This window comes from Pseudomonas sp. GW821-FHT01C01, assembly GCF_059422645.1.
Map to the genome: position 1 here is coordinate 1 of NZ_JBWKXF010000084.1, position 14711 is coordinate 14711.

The following is a 14711-nucleotide window of genomic DNA, read 5'->3' on the forward strand; positions in this document are numbered from 1 at the left end:
CGCGAAGGCGGTGTGTCAGGCAATACAGATGTCGACTGACACACCGTCTTCGCGAGCAAGCCCGCTCCCACAGGGTTTTGCGCTGCTCGTTATGAGCGAGTTATCACGTTTAATTTAACTTTACGTGAGGATTTGGCGATCTTCCGGCTCCCATAATCGGCTCCAACGAATAACAACCGGGAGCCGGACATGTCGCAGACCACTGCTTCACCCAAGTCCAGTCATCCACGCTGGCTACGCCTGACCCATTGGCTCAACGCCCTGGCGGTGCTGGTGATGGTCACCAGCGGCTGGCGCATCTACAACGCCTCGCCGATCTACGAATTCAGTTTTCCCACGTCGATCACCCTCGGCGGCTGGCTGGGCGGCGCGCTGCAATGGCATTTCGCGGCGATGTGGTTCCTGGCGATCAACGGTCTGATCTACCTGGCCTTCAACCTGTTCAGCGGACGCCTGAAGCGACGCTTCTTCCCGGTTTCGCCAAGCGGCGTGCTGCAAGACCTGTGGGCCGCGTTGCGCGGAAAACTCGGACACGCCGACCTCAGTCATTACAACCAGGTGCAACGGGTGGCGTACCTGTTCGTGATGGTCGACATCACGCTGCTGGTGCTCTCCGGGTTGGTGTTGTGGAAGTCGGTGCAGTTTCCGCTGCTGCGTGAATTGCTGTTCGGTTACGAAGGCGCACGCCGTGTGCATTTCTTTGCGATGGCGCTGTTGGTGGCCTTCGTGGCGGTGCATCTGCTGATGGTCGCGCTGGTTCCGAAAACGCTGCTGGTCATGATCGTCGGTCGCAAGGAGCCAGTATGAAAAAGCGCATTCAGATACCCGGGCTGGACGAGTCGTTGATCCTGACCGACGCCCGCAAGGTCCTCGCCCCACAGATCGAAGACCGCTCGCGCCGCTCGTTCCTGCTGCGCGGCCTGACTCTGGGCGGCGTGGCCATGTTGTCCGGCTGCAACATCACCGACAACGAAAGCGTCGAGACTGCGCTGTCGTCCATGTCGCGCTTCAATGACCGGGTGCAGGGCTGGCTGTTCAACCCCAACGCGATGGCGCCGACCTATCCCGAATCGATGATCACCCGGCCGTTTCCCTTCAATGCCTTTTACGGCATCGACGAGGCGCCGACGGTGGCGGAGGAGAGCTATCGCCTGGAAGTCACCGGACTGGTCGCCGACAAGCGCAGCTGGCGCCTCGAAGAGCTGCGCGCCATGGCCCAGACCGAGCAGATCACCCGGCACATTTGCGTCGAAGGCTGGAGCGCGATCGGCCGTTGGGGCGGCGTGCGTTTCAGCGATTTTCTCAAGCGCATCGGCGCCGATACCGACGCCAAGTACGTCGGTTTCAAATGCGCCGACGACTACTACACCAGCATCGACATGGCCACCGCGCTGCATGCGCAGACCCTGCTGACGCTGACCTATGACGGCGCAGTACTGCCGCGCGAATACGGCTTCCCGATGAAGCTGCGCATGCCCACCAAGCTGGGCTACAAGAACCCCAAACACATTCAGGCGATTTTCGTCAGCAACACCTACAGCGGCGGCTTCTGGGAAGACCAGGGCTACAACTGGTTTGGTGGCAGCTGATGAACGCCCGAACATTCACCGTCCGCAAACCCGTGCTCCAAGGAGTTTCATCATGAAAAAGTTGACCACTGTTGTTCTGTCCATGTGCCTGGCCGTTGGCGCCGCCAGTGTCTTTGCCGCTGACACTATGAGCAACGACAGCATGAGCAAGGACTCGATGTCCAAGGACGCCATGTCCAAGGATGCGATGAAGAAAGACGCGATGAAGAAGACCGATTCGATGTCCAAGGACGCCATGTCCAAAGGCAGCATGTCCAAGGACTCCATGAGCAAGGACGGCATGAAAAAAGACGCAATGTCCAAGGATGCGATGAAAAAAAGCGAAATGTCTCAGTAAGTCCAAACAACCGAACCCCCCTGTGGGAGCGGGCTTGCTCGCGAAAGCGGTGGATCAGTCAACATCGATAACGACTGACACTACGCCTTCGCGAGCAAGCCCGCTCCCACAGGTTTTTCGCAGGTATTCAGCGGGTATGACTTGAAGTCATACCCGCATGACTTTTAATGGTTACAGCCCCGCCAACCCCCGGTGTTAAAAATCGCAAACCAGCTCATCAACAACAAAAAAGAGCGTTTGCAACCATGACTCATCATCACTGCCGCGTCTTCGCAAGCTTCCTGCTGCGCTCTTCGAATCCAGACATCTGCCACGCCAGGCCCTGTGCCTGCGTGCGCTGCTGAACCCCCCAAACAAATCCCTCTGCGTCCCAAAGAGTAATGATCATGAAAGAACTCGACCTGTACATCGGTGAAGGTTTCGAAGGCCCAGGCGTGAACGCCGCGCACATCAATATCCTGATCGGTCCGCGCAACGGCCCGGCAGGGCAGGCGTTCGCCAACAGCCTGGCGTCGCCAAGCCAGGGCCATTGCCCGTTCATGGTGATCGCCCAGCCGAACATCCCGGTCAAGCCGATGACCCTGTATGTGAACAAGGCCGCAATCGGCAGTGACCTGCACGGCAACGCCACCTGGGGCGCGTCCCAGGCCGGCATTGCCAAGGCGGTTCTGGAAGCGCTGCTCGACGGCACCCTGCCGCCGGAAGCCGAGGACGAGTGGGCCATCGTCACCGCCAACTGGGTCAACCCGGCCTGCGACGACCTCGACGCCGTGTACCTGAACAACTACAACGCCTGCCGCACCGCGATTCGCGCCGCCCTGACCGGCAAGCCGGAAACCGCGCAGCTCAAAGATGTGGTCGATCACATCAGCAACCCTTTCTACACGCCAAAAGCCTGAGGTCCGCGCCATGCAATACATTCGTTTGGGCAACTCCGGCCTCGAAGTCTCCCGCCTGTGCCTGGGCACCATGAACATGGGCACCCCGGACTGGAAACCGTGGATCTTCGATGAGAAGAAAAGCGAACCGATCGTCAAGCACGCCCTGGACAACGGCGTGAACTTCATCGACCTGGCGGACTTCTATTCCGCCGGTGTCGGCGAAGAAGTGGTCGGGCGTATCGTCAAGCGCCTGGCCCGTCGCGAAGACCTGGTGATCACCACCAAGGTCGGCTACGGCACCCGCAGCGGCATCAATGCCAGCGGTCACTCGCGCAAGCACATCATGGACAGCATCGATGCTTCGCTGAAGCGCCTGGACATGGATTACGTCGACGTCTTCATGCTGCATTACTTCGACGTCAACACCCCGGTCGAAGAAACCATGAGCGCGATGAATGACATCGTGCGTTCCGGCAAGGCCCGCTACATCGGCGTGTCGACCATGCTCACCGGGCAACTGGCAAAAATCCTCATGGCCTGCGAGCGCAATGGCTGGGTCAAGCCGATCAACATGCAGCTGCAACTGAACTGCGCCTACCGTGAAGAAGAGCGCGAGATGATCCCGTTCTGTCGTGATCAGGGCCTCGGTGTCTCGGTGTTCAGCCCGCTGGCCCGTGGCCTGCTGACCGGTGACGCGCAGTCGACCCGCAACCAGACCGACTTCTTCACCCAGCAGATGTACAGCGACGAAGCCTCGTTCGAAATCGCCCATTCGGTGCAACGTGTAGCCCGTGCCCGTGGCGTGTCCAACGCGCAGATTGCCCAGGCGTGGGTGGCCAACCATCCGGGTGTGGATTGCATGCTGGTCGGCGCCGACACCACCGAACAGTTCGACAGTGCCCTGGCGGCCCTGGAAACCAGGCTCGACGCCGAAGAACTGCATGAGCTGGAGCGCAATTACACGCCGTGCGACGTGATCAACGATTACACCGCCGGTAAACGTATCCTGCGCACCGCGCGTCCGGGCCTGGATCGTTTCAATCTGACCGAGGCCGTGGCATGAGTACTTTGATCCGTCACGGCAACTTCATCGACGGCCAATGGTCCAGCGGCGGGCAGACTTATCCGGTGCTGAACCCGGCCAACGGCGAGCTGATCGCCGAGGTGCAAAAGGCCGGCGCAGACGAAACCAACCTGGCCATCGAAGCTGCCAATCGCGCCTTGCCGGCCTGGCGCAAGCTGACCGCCAAGGAACGCAGCCAGCGCCTCAGGCGCTGGAGCGACTTGATGCTGAGCAACCAGAAGGATCTGGCTACGCTGCTCAGCCGCGAACAAGGCAAGCCGTTGGCCGAAGCGATGGGCGAAGTGGTGTATGCCGCGAGCTTCCTGGAGTGGTTCGCCGAAGAGGCCAAGCGTGCCTACGGCGACGTGATCCCGAGCCACAAGGCCGATGCGCGGATCATCGTGGTCAAGGAAGCCATAGGCGTCGTCGCGGCGATCACCCCGTGGAACTTCCCGCTGGCCATGGTCACCCGCAAGGTCGGCCCGGCGCTGGCCGCCGGTTGCACGATGATCCTCAAGCCTTCGGAAGAAACCCCGCTGTCGGCCTTCGCCCTGGCGGTACTGGCCGAGCAGGCCGGGATTCCGGCCGGTGTGTTCAACATCGTCTCCGGTGATGCCGTGGCGATTGGCGGCGCGCTGCAAGCGTCCAGCGTTGTGCGCAAGTTGTCGTTCACCGGCTCGACCCGCACCGGCAAATTGCTGATGCGCCAGGCCGCCGACACCTTGAAAAAGGTCTCGCTGGAACTGGGTGGCAACGCGCCGTTCATTGTGTTCGACGACGCCGATCTGGACGCTGCCGTCAAAGGCGCGATGGCCTCGAAGTTCCGCAACACCGGGCAGACCTGCGTTTGTGTAAACCGCTTCTTCATTCAGGACGGTGTGTACGAAGCCTTCACCGGCAAACTCGCCGAAGCCGTTGCAGCCATGCGCGTCGGCGGCGCCCTGGATGGCGAGACCGAACAAGGCCCGCTGATCAACAACGCTGCGCTGGCCAAGGTCGAGTTGCACGTGAGCGACGCGGTAGAGAAGGGCGCCAAGGTCCTGTGTGGTGGCCGTCGTCATGCGCTGGGCGGCACGTTCTACGAACCGACCATCCTCGCCGAAGCCAACAGCGAGATGCTGATTGCCCAGGATGAAACCTTTGGCCCGGTGGCTGCCTGCTTCCGTTTCAAGGACGAAGCCGAAGTGCTGCAGCGGGCCAACGACACGCCGTTCGGTTTGTCGGCCTACTTCTACAGCCGCGACATCGGCCGCGTCTGGCGCATGGCCGAAGGCCTGGAAGCCGGCATGGTCGGGATCAACGAAGGGATCATTTCCACGGAAGTGGCGCCGTTCGGCGGCATCAAGGAATCGGGCCTGGGTCGCGAGGGTTCGAAGTACGGTCTGGATGACTACCTGGAAATCAAATACCTGTTGATGGGCGGTTTGTAACGCTACGACGCCCTTGTGTAGGAGCGAGCTTGCTCGCGATGGTCTTCAACGATAACGCTGCAATCCTGATACCCCGCGGTGTTCTCAGGTTTTTCGCGAGCAAGCTCGCTCCTACAGGGATACACGTTTCATTTCTCCATCAATAACAACAACTGGAGACGAACATGTCCGTAACACCGGTAAAAATCGACGACCTGCCCATTGGCCGCTTTCATATCAAGATTGCCGGCCTGACCTTCGGCGCGCACTTCACCGACGGTTATATCCTCGGCCTGATCGGTATCGCGTTCACCCTGCTGAGTCCGCAGATGCAGCTGGACGCATTCTGGCAGGGCCTGATCGGCGCTTCGGCCCTGATCGGCCTGTTTCTCGGCAGCCTGTTCTTCGGCTGGATTTCCGACAAGGTCGGCCGGCAGAAAATCTTCCTGGTCAGCTTCGTACTGATCACCATCGCTTCGGTGATGCAGTTCTACGTTGAATCGGCCATGGCGCTGTTCCTGTGCCGGGTGCTGATCGGCATCGGTTTGGGCGGTGATTTCAGTGTCGGCCACGCCATGCTCGCCGAGTTCTCGCCGAAGAAGCATCGCGGCGTGTTGCTCGGTTCGTTCAGCGTGATCTGGACGTTCGGCTACGTCGCCGCAACTTTCGTCGGCACCGCCATGCTCAGCCTCGGCGACGATGCCTGGCGCTGGATGCTGGCCTCGTCGGCGATCCCGGCGGCACTGATTCTGATTGCCCGAATCGGCACCCCGGAATCGCCGCGCTGGCTGGTCAATCAGGGGCGCATCGCCGAGGCTCGCGCCATCGTCAAGAAACACCTGGGCGAGCACGTCGAACTCGACGAAGCCCGCTCCACCGAAACCCGCTCCGGCTACGCCGTTTTGTTCAGTCGCGAGTACCGCAAGCGCACGGCGTTCAACTGCCTGTTCTTCGTGTGCATCGTGATGCCGTACTTCGCCATCTACACCTTCCTGCCGTCGATCCTGCAGAAAATGGGACTGGCCGAAGGCTTCGGCACCGAGCTGATGCTGAACATGCTGCTGATCCTCGGCGCACTGATCGGCATCTGGTGCACCATCAAGTTCACTCGACGCGGGTTCCTGATCAACTCGTTCATCATTCTGGCGGCGGCGTTGTTCCTGCTGGCGGTGTTGCCGGGTAGCGCGGCGTGGCTGATGGTGTTGGTGTTCGGCGTGTTCACCCTGGTGCTGTCGGCGGTGAGTAACCTGGTGGGTGTGTTCCCGGCCGAGAGCTTCCCGACCGAAGTGCGTGCCAGCGGCATCGGCCTGGCCACGGCGGTCAGTCGCCTGGGTTCGGCGATCAGCACTTTCCTGTTGCCGGTGAGTGTGGCGGGGATTGGCTTGAGCCCGACCATGGGTATTCTCGCGGCGATTCTGGCGCTGGGCGCCTTGTTGTCCTGGGCGTGGGCACCGGAGACCAAGTCGCTGACCTTGAGCCAGGCGTGCAAGGCGCAGAGTCCGGTGGAGGGTGGTGTGTCAGTAGGCGTGAAAGTCACGGCACCCATCTAATACACCCTGTAGGAGCGAGCTTGCTCGCGATGGTTGTCAACGATAACGCTGGGTGCCTGACACCCCAATGCGCTTTCGGTTCCATCGCGAGCAAGCTCGCTCCTACAGGGAAATTGGTGTCTAGGGATTGCTGACCAGCCCCAACCACTCGGTAAACAACCGCACCTTCGACAAGCCCTGCTTGTCATTCGCCACATCCAGCCAATAGCCATACGGCCCGACCACTTCCACCGGGGTGATCGGCACCAGGCTGCCATTGGCCAGTTCCTTTTCGATCATCTGCCGGTCGATCACCGCCAGCCCACCGCCCGCCAGTGCGGTGTGGATCACCTGGTCCAGGGTGCTGAATTCCAGCCCTTGCCCGGCATCGATGTCGTCCCGGCCCATGGCCGCCAGCCAGTTCTCCCAGACCTTCAGGCGTTTGCCGTCGTGCAGGATGTGCAGCAATGGAAATTGCCGCAGGTCCGGCGGGTCGCCGTCGCTGAACAGTTCCGGGCTGGCCACGGCAATGTGCCGTTCCATCACCAGCAAGCGACTGTTGCAATGGCTGGCGGCTTCGAGGCCGAAGCGGATGTGGCAGTCGATTTCCGCGAGACTGTCGTGGCCCAACTGGTTGGTTACGCTGAGGCTGATGTCGGGATAGCGCTGAACGAACGCTCGCAGATGCGCCGACAGCCAGCGTGTCGCCCAGGTAGGCGGCGCGACGATGCGCAGGCGCTGCCGCAGATTGGGCACGCGTACCGCTTGCAGGGCGCGTTCGATATGGTCGAAGGCTTCCGCCAGGTGTGGGGAGAGGGCGGTGCCGGTTTCGGTCAGGGTCAGGCCCTGGGGCGTGCGGACGAACAGCGCCACGCCGAGATAATCTTCAAGCTGTTTGATCTGCCGGCTGACGGCGCCCTGGGTGACGTTCAATCCCAGGGCCGCCTGGCTGAAACTGCGATGCTGCGCGACTTCTTCGAAGACGCGCAGCATGTTGAGCGAGGGCAGTTGACGCATGAAGGAAGGGCTCCGCACCGGACGCCGGTGTTGCGTGGGGCAGGGTGAATGTACGAATTTTCTGAAGACCTATCTGACTATTAGTGATGAGCTGATGCAAGTGTTGTTTGGGCTGGCCCCATCGCTGGCAAGCCAGCTCCTACAGAAGTTTGCGCTGTTCACAAAATCTGTAGGAGCTGGCTTGCCAGCGAAATCATCCTGAAGGACGCTACAAATCCCGGATCAGAAGTAATACCCGATGTTCATGTACAACTGATTCTCCCACTGATCAGTCCCGCCGGCCCCAAGGCTCTGGGTATAGCTGCTGCCGCCAATGTACGGATCGTTCTTGCCGAACAGCCATTCGGTGTAGACCCAGAGCTTGCTGACCGCGAACGAGGTGCCGAGGATCATCCGTTGCGAGGTCTTGAAATCATCGGCGGATTTGTCGAAGGCGCTGTAGTTGGCGTAGAGCTTGACCCCGCTGATCTGGTCGAACAGGTACTTGCCGGCCACGTCATAACTCACGTCCGCCACGTACAGGTTGCCGCGGCTGGCGACGTTGTAGGTGCCGTCGTAACCGCCGAGGGTCACCAGTTCGTCGGTGCCGGGGTTGCGCGGTGACATCTGCTGTCGCGCTGCCTGCAACTGCACGCCCCACGGGCCGTTCTTGCCCAGGTAGTGCAAGGCCACGGCGTTGCGCCGGCCATCATTGTCGGTGTCCCGGTTCTGAATACTGGAGGTCAGGCCGGACAGACCGACTTCGGATTTCCACGGCCCCAGGTCCAGTGCCCTGGCCACGCGCAGTACCACGGTGTTGCGTTCCTGGTTGTCGCTGCCGTCGGCCACATAACTGTCGGCTTGCGACACCACGCTGGAGTAGGTGACGCCGTTGCTGGTGCCCTTGCCTTGCCACGCCGGGCGCAGGTAGTAACCGGCCTGGACGTTCCAGTCACCGCTTTGCTGGATGTACTTGGCGCCGACCTGTTGCAAATCTTCCAGGCCGATGACGTTGCCCAGGGTTTCGTAGAAGGTGCTGCCGAAGTACGGCTGCAAACCGAACGGCACCGTGTTCAGACCCACTTGCACCTGCTGGTCGGGATTGAACTTGTAGCCGGCCCAGGCGTACTTGGCGAACTGGATGTCGCCGTAGTTCTTGGTGTACTGGTAGGGATAGGAACGGCCGTAGAAACGGTACTGGGCCTCACCGATCCAGGTGTCGGAGTTGTACTTGGCACTGAGGAACACTGTGTCCAGGCCGAATTTCTGGATGTCACGATCCGGGTCGTAGTCCCAGCGGGCCCGGACGGCGCCGCCGAGGTCCAGGTTGTCGGTGACCTGCACAGCCATGGCCGGTGCCGCCAGGGCGCCGAGTACGGGTATCAAGGCCATGGAATGAATCGCGCGAAGGGTGGTTGTGCGCAAAGTCTTGCTCCTGTTTTTGATTTTATGTTGGCAACAGCAACCCAAACCGCGGCGAACGCAGCGGTGTGGGGAAAGTGATTCGGGTTATCAGGCCTGGGGTCTGATCAGTCTCAACGCAGGGCCATCGACAGGACTGGCCGGTATTGCCGAAGCGCCGGGGGCCGCCGCCAGCAGCGTCTGGGTGTAGCTGTTGTGCGGTCGCAGCAGCACCTGTTCGGCAGTGCCGTACTCGACGACTTCGCCCTGACGCATCACCGCGATGTAGTCGCTGATCTGCGCCGCCACCCGCAGGTCGTGGGTGATGAACAGGATGCTCAGGTTCAATCGTTGTTGCAGTTCGGCCAGCAACTCCAGCACCTGCTTTTGCACCGAGACATCGAGGGCCGAAACGCTTTCGTCGGCGATCAGCACTTCCGGGCGCATCGCCAATGCACGGGCGATACCGATGCGCTGGCGCTGGCCTCCGGAAAACTGCCGGGGCTTGCGCTTGAGCGCGTCACGCTTGAGCCCGACCTGCTCCAGCAAATCACCGGCCTCAGCCCAGGCATCCTTGGCCGACAACCCACGCAATTGCGCGGCGCGGGCGATGATGTCGCCAACCCGATGCCGTGGATTGAGCGAGCCATAAGGGTCCTGGAAAATCATCTGGATGCGCCGCCGATTGGCCGCCAGCGCCGCGCCGCGCAAGGCCAGGAAATCGGTGTCACCGACCCAGACGTGACCGCTGTCGCTGTCCACCAGGCGAATCGCCGCCTTGACCAGCGTGCTCTTGCCCGAGCCGGACTCGCCGACGATGGCCAATGTCTTGCCCCGTGGCAGTTGCAGCGAGACATCCCGCAGCGCCGCCACCGAGCGACCACCGACGTTGTACGTCTTGTTCAAATGTTCGATGCGCAACGCCAGTTCGCCGTCGGCGCTCGGTACGTGCAGTTCGGGATGCAACGCCGGCACCGCCGCGATCAATTTGCGGGTGTACGGGTGCGCCGGGGCGTTGAGCACCTGATCGCGCTCACCGATTTCCACCAGTCGTCCACCTTCCATTACCGCGATGCGGTCGGCGATTTCCGCCACCACACCGAAGTCGTGGGTGATGAACAGAATCCCGTGCTGGCCGCGCCCGCGCAGTTCGCGCACCAGTTTGAGCACTTGCGCCTGGGTCGTGACGTCCAGCGCCGTGGTCGGTTCGTCAGCGATCAGCAAGTCCGGGTTCATCGCCAGCGCCATGGCGATCACCACACGCTGGCATTGGCCGCCGGAGAGCTGGTGGGGAAAGCTGTTGGCGATCCGTGGCGGGTCGGGCAAGTGGGTCGATTCAAGCAGGGCGAGCATGCGTTCACGGCGTTCGGCGGCAGGCATTTGCGGTGCATGAATGTCGAAGATTTCCTCGACTTGCTGGCCGATGCGGATCGCCGGATTCAGTGCCGCCATCGGTTCCTGAAAGATCATGGCGATGCGATTGCCGCGCAACTGACGCAAGGCATCGTCGGGCATGCGGCAAATGTCGTCGCCGAGAAAATCGATCACCCCTGCGCTGTGGCGCAGGCCTTTGGCGTAGTCGCCCATGATTGCCGCCGAGAGCACGGATTTGCCCGAGCCGGACTCGCCGATCACGCAGAGGATTTCGCCCTTGCGCACCTCCAGGCTGATGCCGTGCACGGCGTGGCTGCGGTCGGCGCCGGCCGGCAGTTCGATGGAGAGGTTCTCCACGCGCAGTACTTGTTGCAGGTTCTGTGGGTTGCTCATGCTCAGCTCCTTGCGCCTTTCTGGGCGTGTTCGTCCAGGCCGTCCGCCAGCAGGCTCAGGCCCAGCATCAGGGTGGAGATGGCAATGCACGGGAAGATCACCAGGTGCGGAAACGCGATGGCCATGCTGCGGCCTTCGTTGATCATGCCGCCCCAGTCGGGGGTCGGCGGTGGCAGGCCGAGGCCGAGGAAACCGAGGGCGCCGATCATGATCGCGGTGTAGCCGATGCGCAGGCAGAAATCGACGATCAGCGGCCCGCCGCAGTTGGGCAGGATTTCCACCAGCATGATGCGCAACGAGCCTTCGCCCTGAGTGATGGCGCTGAGCACGTAGTCCCGGGAGCGGATGTCGATGGTCAGGGCGCGCATGATGCGGAAGATTGCCGGGGCGCTGGTGAAGGTCACCGCAATCAGAATGTTCAGCGCCGAAGCGCCGAGGGCGATGATGATCACGATGTACAGCACCAGCACCGGGAACGACAGCACGGTGTCGGCGACATAGGACAGGAAGGCATCGACCTTGCCATTGAAGTAACCGGCGCACAGGCCCATGGCAATGCCCACGGCGAACGCGGTCAGGGTGGCGAGGATCGACCAGAACAGCACGGTACGTGTGCCCCAGACCAGCCGCGAAAGAATGTCCCGGCCAATCATGTCGGTGCCCAGCAGGAAGCTCTGGCCGCTGGGGTCAGCGGTCATCGGCGTCAGCAGCGGGGAGAAGCTTGCCAGCGGATCATGGGGCGCCAGCCACGGCGCAAACGCGGCGATCAGTACCCAGCCGCCCACCAACAGCAGGCCGAGCAGGGCTAAAGGATGTTTGAACGATTGCAGGAAGCTCATTGGCCACCTCCGCCAAGACTGCGCAAGGTGATGCGCGGGTTGAGCCAGGTGTAGGCCAGGTCGGAAAAGATTTTGGTTGCGCCAACCACCGCGCCGCTGATCATCGCGCACGCCTCGATCAGGTACACGTCATGGTTCAGCGAGGCGGTGTACAGCAGCGAGCCGAAGCCTTTGTAGGCGAAGAACACCTCGACCACGATCACGTTCGACAGCAGCCAGGGGATGTACAGCATGATCACTGTGATCGGTGCGATCAGCACATTGCGCAGGGCATGGCGCAGCACGATGCGCGAAGTCGACGCACCCTTGAGGCGAGCGGTACGGATGTACGGCGCCTGCATCACTTCGACCATCGAGGCGCGGGTGATGCGGGCCAGGTAGCCGATGCCGAACAGGCACAGGACTATCAGCGGCAGGGCCAGTTCGGCGGCGTTGAAACCTTCGCTCATGCTGCTCACGCCCGGCAGCCAGTTGAGCCAGAAGACGAAGATCGCCGAGACGAACACCGCGCTGGCGAAGTCCGGAATCGAAGTGGTGACGATCGACAGGAACGACACCAGGCGGTCCACCAGCGAGCCCTGGCGAATGCCCGCCAGAATGCCCAGGGTCAGGGCCACCGGCACCATCACCAGCAAGGCCAGCCCGGCAAGAATCAGGGTTTGCCCGAGGTTGGGCAGCAACAGATTGATCACCGGCTCACGAAAGTGCACCGAGGTGCCCCAGTCACCGCTGACGAAATCTTTCAGCCACACCAGGTAGCGCCACAGGAACGGCTGGTTGTAGCCATGTTCCACCAGCCACGCGGCGCGCTGGTCGGCGGCGGAGTAGGGGCCGAGGACGTTGATCGCCACATCCTCGATGTTCAGTTCGAGGGCGACGAACACGATCAGTGACACTGACAACAGGGTCGCGATCAACGCCATCAATTTGCGCAACAGAAATTCAGCCATGTTTGCAGGCTCCGGCTAATCAAGGGATGCCGGCCCGCCGCACCGGTCGGTGGGCGGGCACATGTGGGGCTGCGCGTCAGGCGCTCAACCAGACTTCATCCATTGGGTAGAAGTCCGAAGGGTGAACCTTGAAGCCCTGGACCTTCTTGCTGGTGGCGGTGAACTTGTCGCCCCAGAACGGCTGCACCATCACCGCGGCGTCCTGCAGGATGCGCTCGACGTCCTGCATCGCCAGGGCGCGTTGTTTCGGATCGATGATGCCCATGGCCTTGTCCAGCGCGGCGTCGAACGCCGGGTCGCTGTAGTGGCTTTCGTTCCAGGCGGCACCGCTGCGGTAGGCCAGTTCCAGGGACATCACGCCCAGCGGGCGGTGTGCCCAATAGGTCAGGCTGAACGCCGCTTTGTCCCAGATCGGCCAGTACTGGGTGGCCGGGATGACTTTGAGGTTGATGCGGATGCCGGCTTCCAGGCAGTTCTGCTGCAGGATCTGCGCGCAGTCCTGTTCGTAGCGGCCCTGGGTGTTGCCGACGATCAGGTCGATGTCGATGCCGTTGGGGAAACCGGCTTCGGCCAATAGCTTTTTGGCCCCGGCGACATCCCGCTCGCGCTTGGGCAGCGGCGAGTATTCCGGGTGGGAGGGGGCAACGTGGTGGTCTTCACCGAGGGTGCCCATGCCGCGATAGGCAATCTTCAGCATCTGCGCGTTATCGGCACACAGCACCACGGCTTTGCGGATGCGCACATCGCTAAACGGTTTCTGGTCGCAGGCCATGCGCATGACCACGGTCTGCGCCGATTTGCAGCTGAGCAGTTGCGCGCCCGGCAAGCGTTTGGCCAGGTCCAGTTCGGCGACGGTGACGCGGTACAGCACGTCGACTTGACCGGCCTGCAAGGCTGCGAGATGGGTGGAAATGTCGGTGCCCATGTCGACGTAGCGCAGTTCGTCGAGGTTGGCCGGTTTGCGCCAGTAGTCCGCGCGTTTGGCGAAGGTGGCCTGCTTGTTGACCGCGAATGAAACCAGCTTGAACGGGCCGGTGCCGATTGGGTTTTTCGTCCAGTCGTCACCGTTTTTGAAGCTGCGATGCACCAGGGTGCAGGTGAATGCGCTGAGCATTTCCGGGACGGCCAGGATCGGGCGCTTGAGCACCAGGCGGAACTGGTACGGGCCGGTTTTTTCGAAGGCTGCAATGTCCTGGAACGCGGTGCGGTTGACCGACTTGGAGTCGGCGGCGATCCAGCGATTGATGTTGTGCTCGACGTCATCCGAGGTGAACTCGTCGCCGTTGCTCCACTTGACGCCCTGGCGCAGGTTGAAGGTCCAGACCTTGAGGTCTTCGGACGGGCTCCAGCTTTCGGCCAGGTACGGGTGAGTGATGTTTTCGGCATCGACCCAGGTCAGGAACTCCAGGGAATTGCGCAACAGGTTTGACGCTTCGATCCAGGTGATCAGCATCGGGTCCTGGATTTCCTGGATGGCGCAGGCAAAACGCAGGCTGCCGCCCTGGCGCGGTGGCTGGTCCTCGGCGGCGAATGCCGAATCACCGAGCAGCGCCGAACCGATAAAGGTGCTGGCGCTGGCCACGGTGACGCCCAGCAGGGCGGCGGTGCGCAGGAATTGCCGGCGATTGATCTCGCCGCTTTTGACCTGGGCGCAGAGGTCGTTTACCGCTGGATGCGGCAGGGCGCCGTCCAGAGTCTTTAACTCGTCGAGATGGGGCATGGGGCAGCTCTCATGTTGTTTTTATTTGAGATGGCCGCAGTTTTGTCAGCGGGGCAAAGATCGACAAACGATAAATTCAGCGGTTAAACGTTCGATAAACGCATGTTACTGGCGCAGGGCGGTGCCAGCGCCTGAAATAGAAGGGCTGGACACAGTCAATGTGGGAGCGGGCTTGCTCGCGAAAGCGGTGTGTCAGTTACATCAATGTTGACTGGCACACCGCTTTCGCG

Annotated in this window: 13 protein-coding genes; 7 read left to right on the plus strand and 6 right to left on the minus strand. The window is 61.6% G+C overall.

Annotated elements, in window-relative coordinates; translation table 11 throughout:
- Positions 1–189 precede the first annotated feature (189 nt).
- The 7 genes from AC07XF_RS27870 (at position 190) to AC07XF_RS27900 (ending at position 6829) form a co-directional block, all read left to right on the plus strand.
- Complete coding sequence (locus AC07XF_RS27870) at positions 190–807, plus strand: cytochrome b/b6 domain-containing protein (protein ID WP_495029081.1); 618 nt, start codon at positions 190–192, stop codon at positions 805–807.
- Positions 804–1589, plus strand: a complete 786-nt coding sequence (locus AC07XF_RS27875; protein ID WP_495029082.1) for a molybdopterin-dependent oxidoreductase — start codon at positions 804–806, stop codon at positions 1587–1589. Before AC07XF_RS27870 ends, AC07XF_RS27875 begins: the two co-directional genes overlap by 4 nt.
- A 52-nt stretch (positions 1590–1641) precedes the next feature.
- The gene (locus tag AC07XF_RS27880; RefSeq protein WP_495029083.1) at positions 1642–1926 is read left to right on the plus strand and encodes a pentapeptide MXKDX repeat protein; all 285 of its coding nucleotides are present in this window, start codon (positions 1642–1644) and stop codon (positions 1924–1926) included.
- A 386-nt stretch (positions 1927–2312) separates the two neighbouring features.
- Entirely contained in the window at positions 2313–2825 is a 513-nt protein-coding gene (gene fae / locus AC07XF_RS27885) for a formaldehyde-activating enzyme (RefSeq protein WP_007984954.1), read from the plus strand.
- A 10-nt stretch (positions 2826–2835) separates the two neighbouring features.
- Positions 2836–3870, plus strand: coding sequence for an aldo/keto reductase (locus AC07XF_RS27890; protein ID WP_495029084.1), 1035 nt, complete (start codon positions 2836–2838; stop codon positions 3868–3870).
- Positions 3867–5300: an NAD-dependent succinate-semialdehyde dehydrogenase gene (locus AC07XF_RS27895; protein WP_495029085.1), complete on the plus strand. Its 1434-nt coding sequence runs from the start codon at positions 3867–3869 to the stop codon at positions 5298–5300. Before AC07XF_RS27890 ends, AC07XF_RS27895 begins: the two co-directional genes overlap by 4 nt.
- Positions 5301–5464: 164 nt before the next feature.
- Positions 5465–6829 carry an MFS transporter gene (locus AC07XF_RS27900; RefSeq protein WP_495029086.1) on the plus strand — a complete coding sequence of 455 codons (1365 nt, stop codon included), beginning with the start codon at positions 5465–5467 and terminating at the stop codon, positions 6827–6829.
- Between the two features lie 120 nt (positions 6830–6949).
- Here AC07XF_RS27900 and AC07XF_RS27905 read toward each other — a convergent pair whose 3' ends face one another.
- From AC07XF_RS27905 to AC07XF_RS27930, 6 genes are all read right to left on the minus strand, one after another.
- Complete coding sequence (locus AC07XF_RS27905) at positions 6950–7825, minus strand: LysR substrate-binding domain-containing protein (protein ID WP_495029087.1); 876 nt, start codon at positions 7823–7825, stop codon at positions 6950–6952.
- A 222-nt stretch (positions 7826–8047) separates the two neighbouring features.
- Positions 8048–9196, minus strand: a complete 1149-nt coding sequence (locus AC07XF_RS27910) for a hypothetical protein (protein WP_495029088.1) — start codon at positions 9194–9196, stop codon at positions 8048–8050.
- A gap of 120 nt (positions 9197–9316) precedes the next feature.
- Positions 9317–10972: a dipeptide ABC transporter ATP-binding protein gene (locus tag AC07XF_RS27915; protein ID WP_495029089.1), complete on the minus strand. Its 1656-nt coding sequence runs from the start codon at positions 10970–10972 to the stop codon at positions 9317–9319.
- Positions 10973–10974: 2 nt separating this feature from the next.
- A complete protein-coding gene (locus AC07XF_RS27920; RefSeq protein ID WP_495029090.1) occupies positions 10975–11811 on the minus strand; it encodes an ABC transporter permease in 837 nt (278 codons plus the stop codon).
- Positions 11808–12761, minus strand: coding sequence for an ABC transporter permease (locus AC07XF_RS27925; protein ID WP_495029091.1), 954 nt, complete (start codon positions 12759–12761; stop codon positions 11808–11810). The genes AC07XF_RS27920 and AC07XF_RS27925 overlap by 4 nt, the downstream gene beginning before the upstream one ends.
- A 76-nt stretch (positions 12762–12837) precedes the next feature.
- Positions 12838–14481, minus strand: coding sequence for an ABC transporter substrate-binding protein (locus tag AC07XF_RS27930; RefSeq protein WP_495029092.1), 1644 nt, complete (start codon positions 14479–14481; stop codon positions 12838–12840).
- Positions 14482–14711 lie beyond the last annotated feature (230 nt).

What these genes read in the sequence shown, in the direction of transcription:
- AC07XF_RS27870 (WP_495029081.1), top strand. Translation starts at nt 190, where the DNA reads ATGTCGCAGACCACTGCTTCACCCAAGTCCAGTCATCCACGCTGGCTA.
- AC07XF_RS27875 (WP_495029082.1), top strand. Translation starts at nt 804, where the DNA reads ATGAAAAAGCGCATTCAGATACCCGGGCTGGACGAGTCGTTGATCCTG.
- AC07XF_RS27880 (WP_495029083.1), top strand. Translation starts at nt 1,642, where the DNA reads ATGAAAAAGTTGACCACTGTTGTTCTGTCCATGTGCCTGGCCGTTGGC.
- fae (WP_007984954.1), top strand. Translation starts at nt 2,313, where the DNA reads ATGAAAGAACTCGACCTGTACATCGGTGAAGGTTTCGAAGGCCCAGGC.
- AC07XF_RS27890 (WP_495029084.1), top strand. Translation starts at nt 2,836, where the DNA reads ATGCAATACATTCGTTTGGGCAACTCCGGCCTCGAAGTCTCCCGCCTG.
- AC07XF_RS27895 (WP_495029085.1), top strand. Translation starts at nt 3,867, where the DNA reads ATGAGTACTTTGATCCGTCACGGCAACTTCATCGACGGCCAATGGTCC.
- AC07XF_RS27900 (WP_495029086.1), top strand. Translation starts at nt 5,465, where the DNA reads ATGTCCGTAACACCGGTAAAAATCGACGACCTGCCCATTGGCCGCTTT.
- AC07XF_RS27905 (WP_495029087.1), bottom strand. Translation starts at nt 7,825, where the DNA reads ATGCGTCAACTGCCCTCGCTCAACATGCTGCGCGTCTTCGAAGAAGTC.
- AC07XF_RS27910 (WP_495029088.1), bottom strand. Translation starts at nt 9,196, where the DNA reads ATGGCCTTGATACCCGTACTCGGCGCCCTGGCGGCACCGGCCATGGCT.
- AC07XF_RS27915 (WP_495029089.1), bottom strand. Translation starts at nt 10,972, where the DNA reads ATGAGCAACCCACAGAACCTGCAACAAGTACTGCGCGTGGAGAACCTC.
- AC07XF_RS27920 (WP_495029090.1), bottom strand. Translation starts at nt 11,811, where the DNA reads ATGAGCTTCCTGCAATCGTTCAAACATCCTTTAGCCCTGCTCGGCCTG.
- AC07XF_RS27925 (WP_495029091.1), bottom strand. Translation starts at nt 12,761, where the DNA reads ATGGCTGAATTTCTGTTGCGCAAATTGATGGCGTTGATCGCGACCCTG.
- AC07XF_RS27930 (WP_495029092.1), bottom strand. Translation starts at nt 14,481, where the DNA reads ATGCCCCATCTCGACGAGTTAAAGACTCTGGACGGCGCCCTGCCGCAT.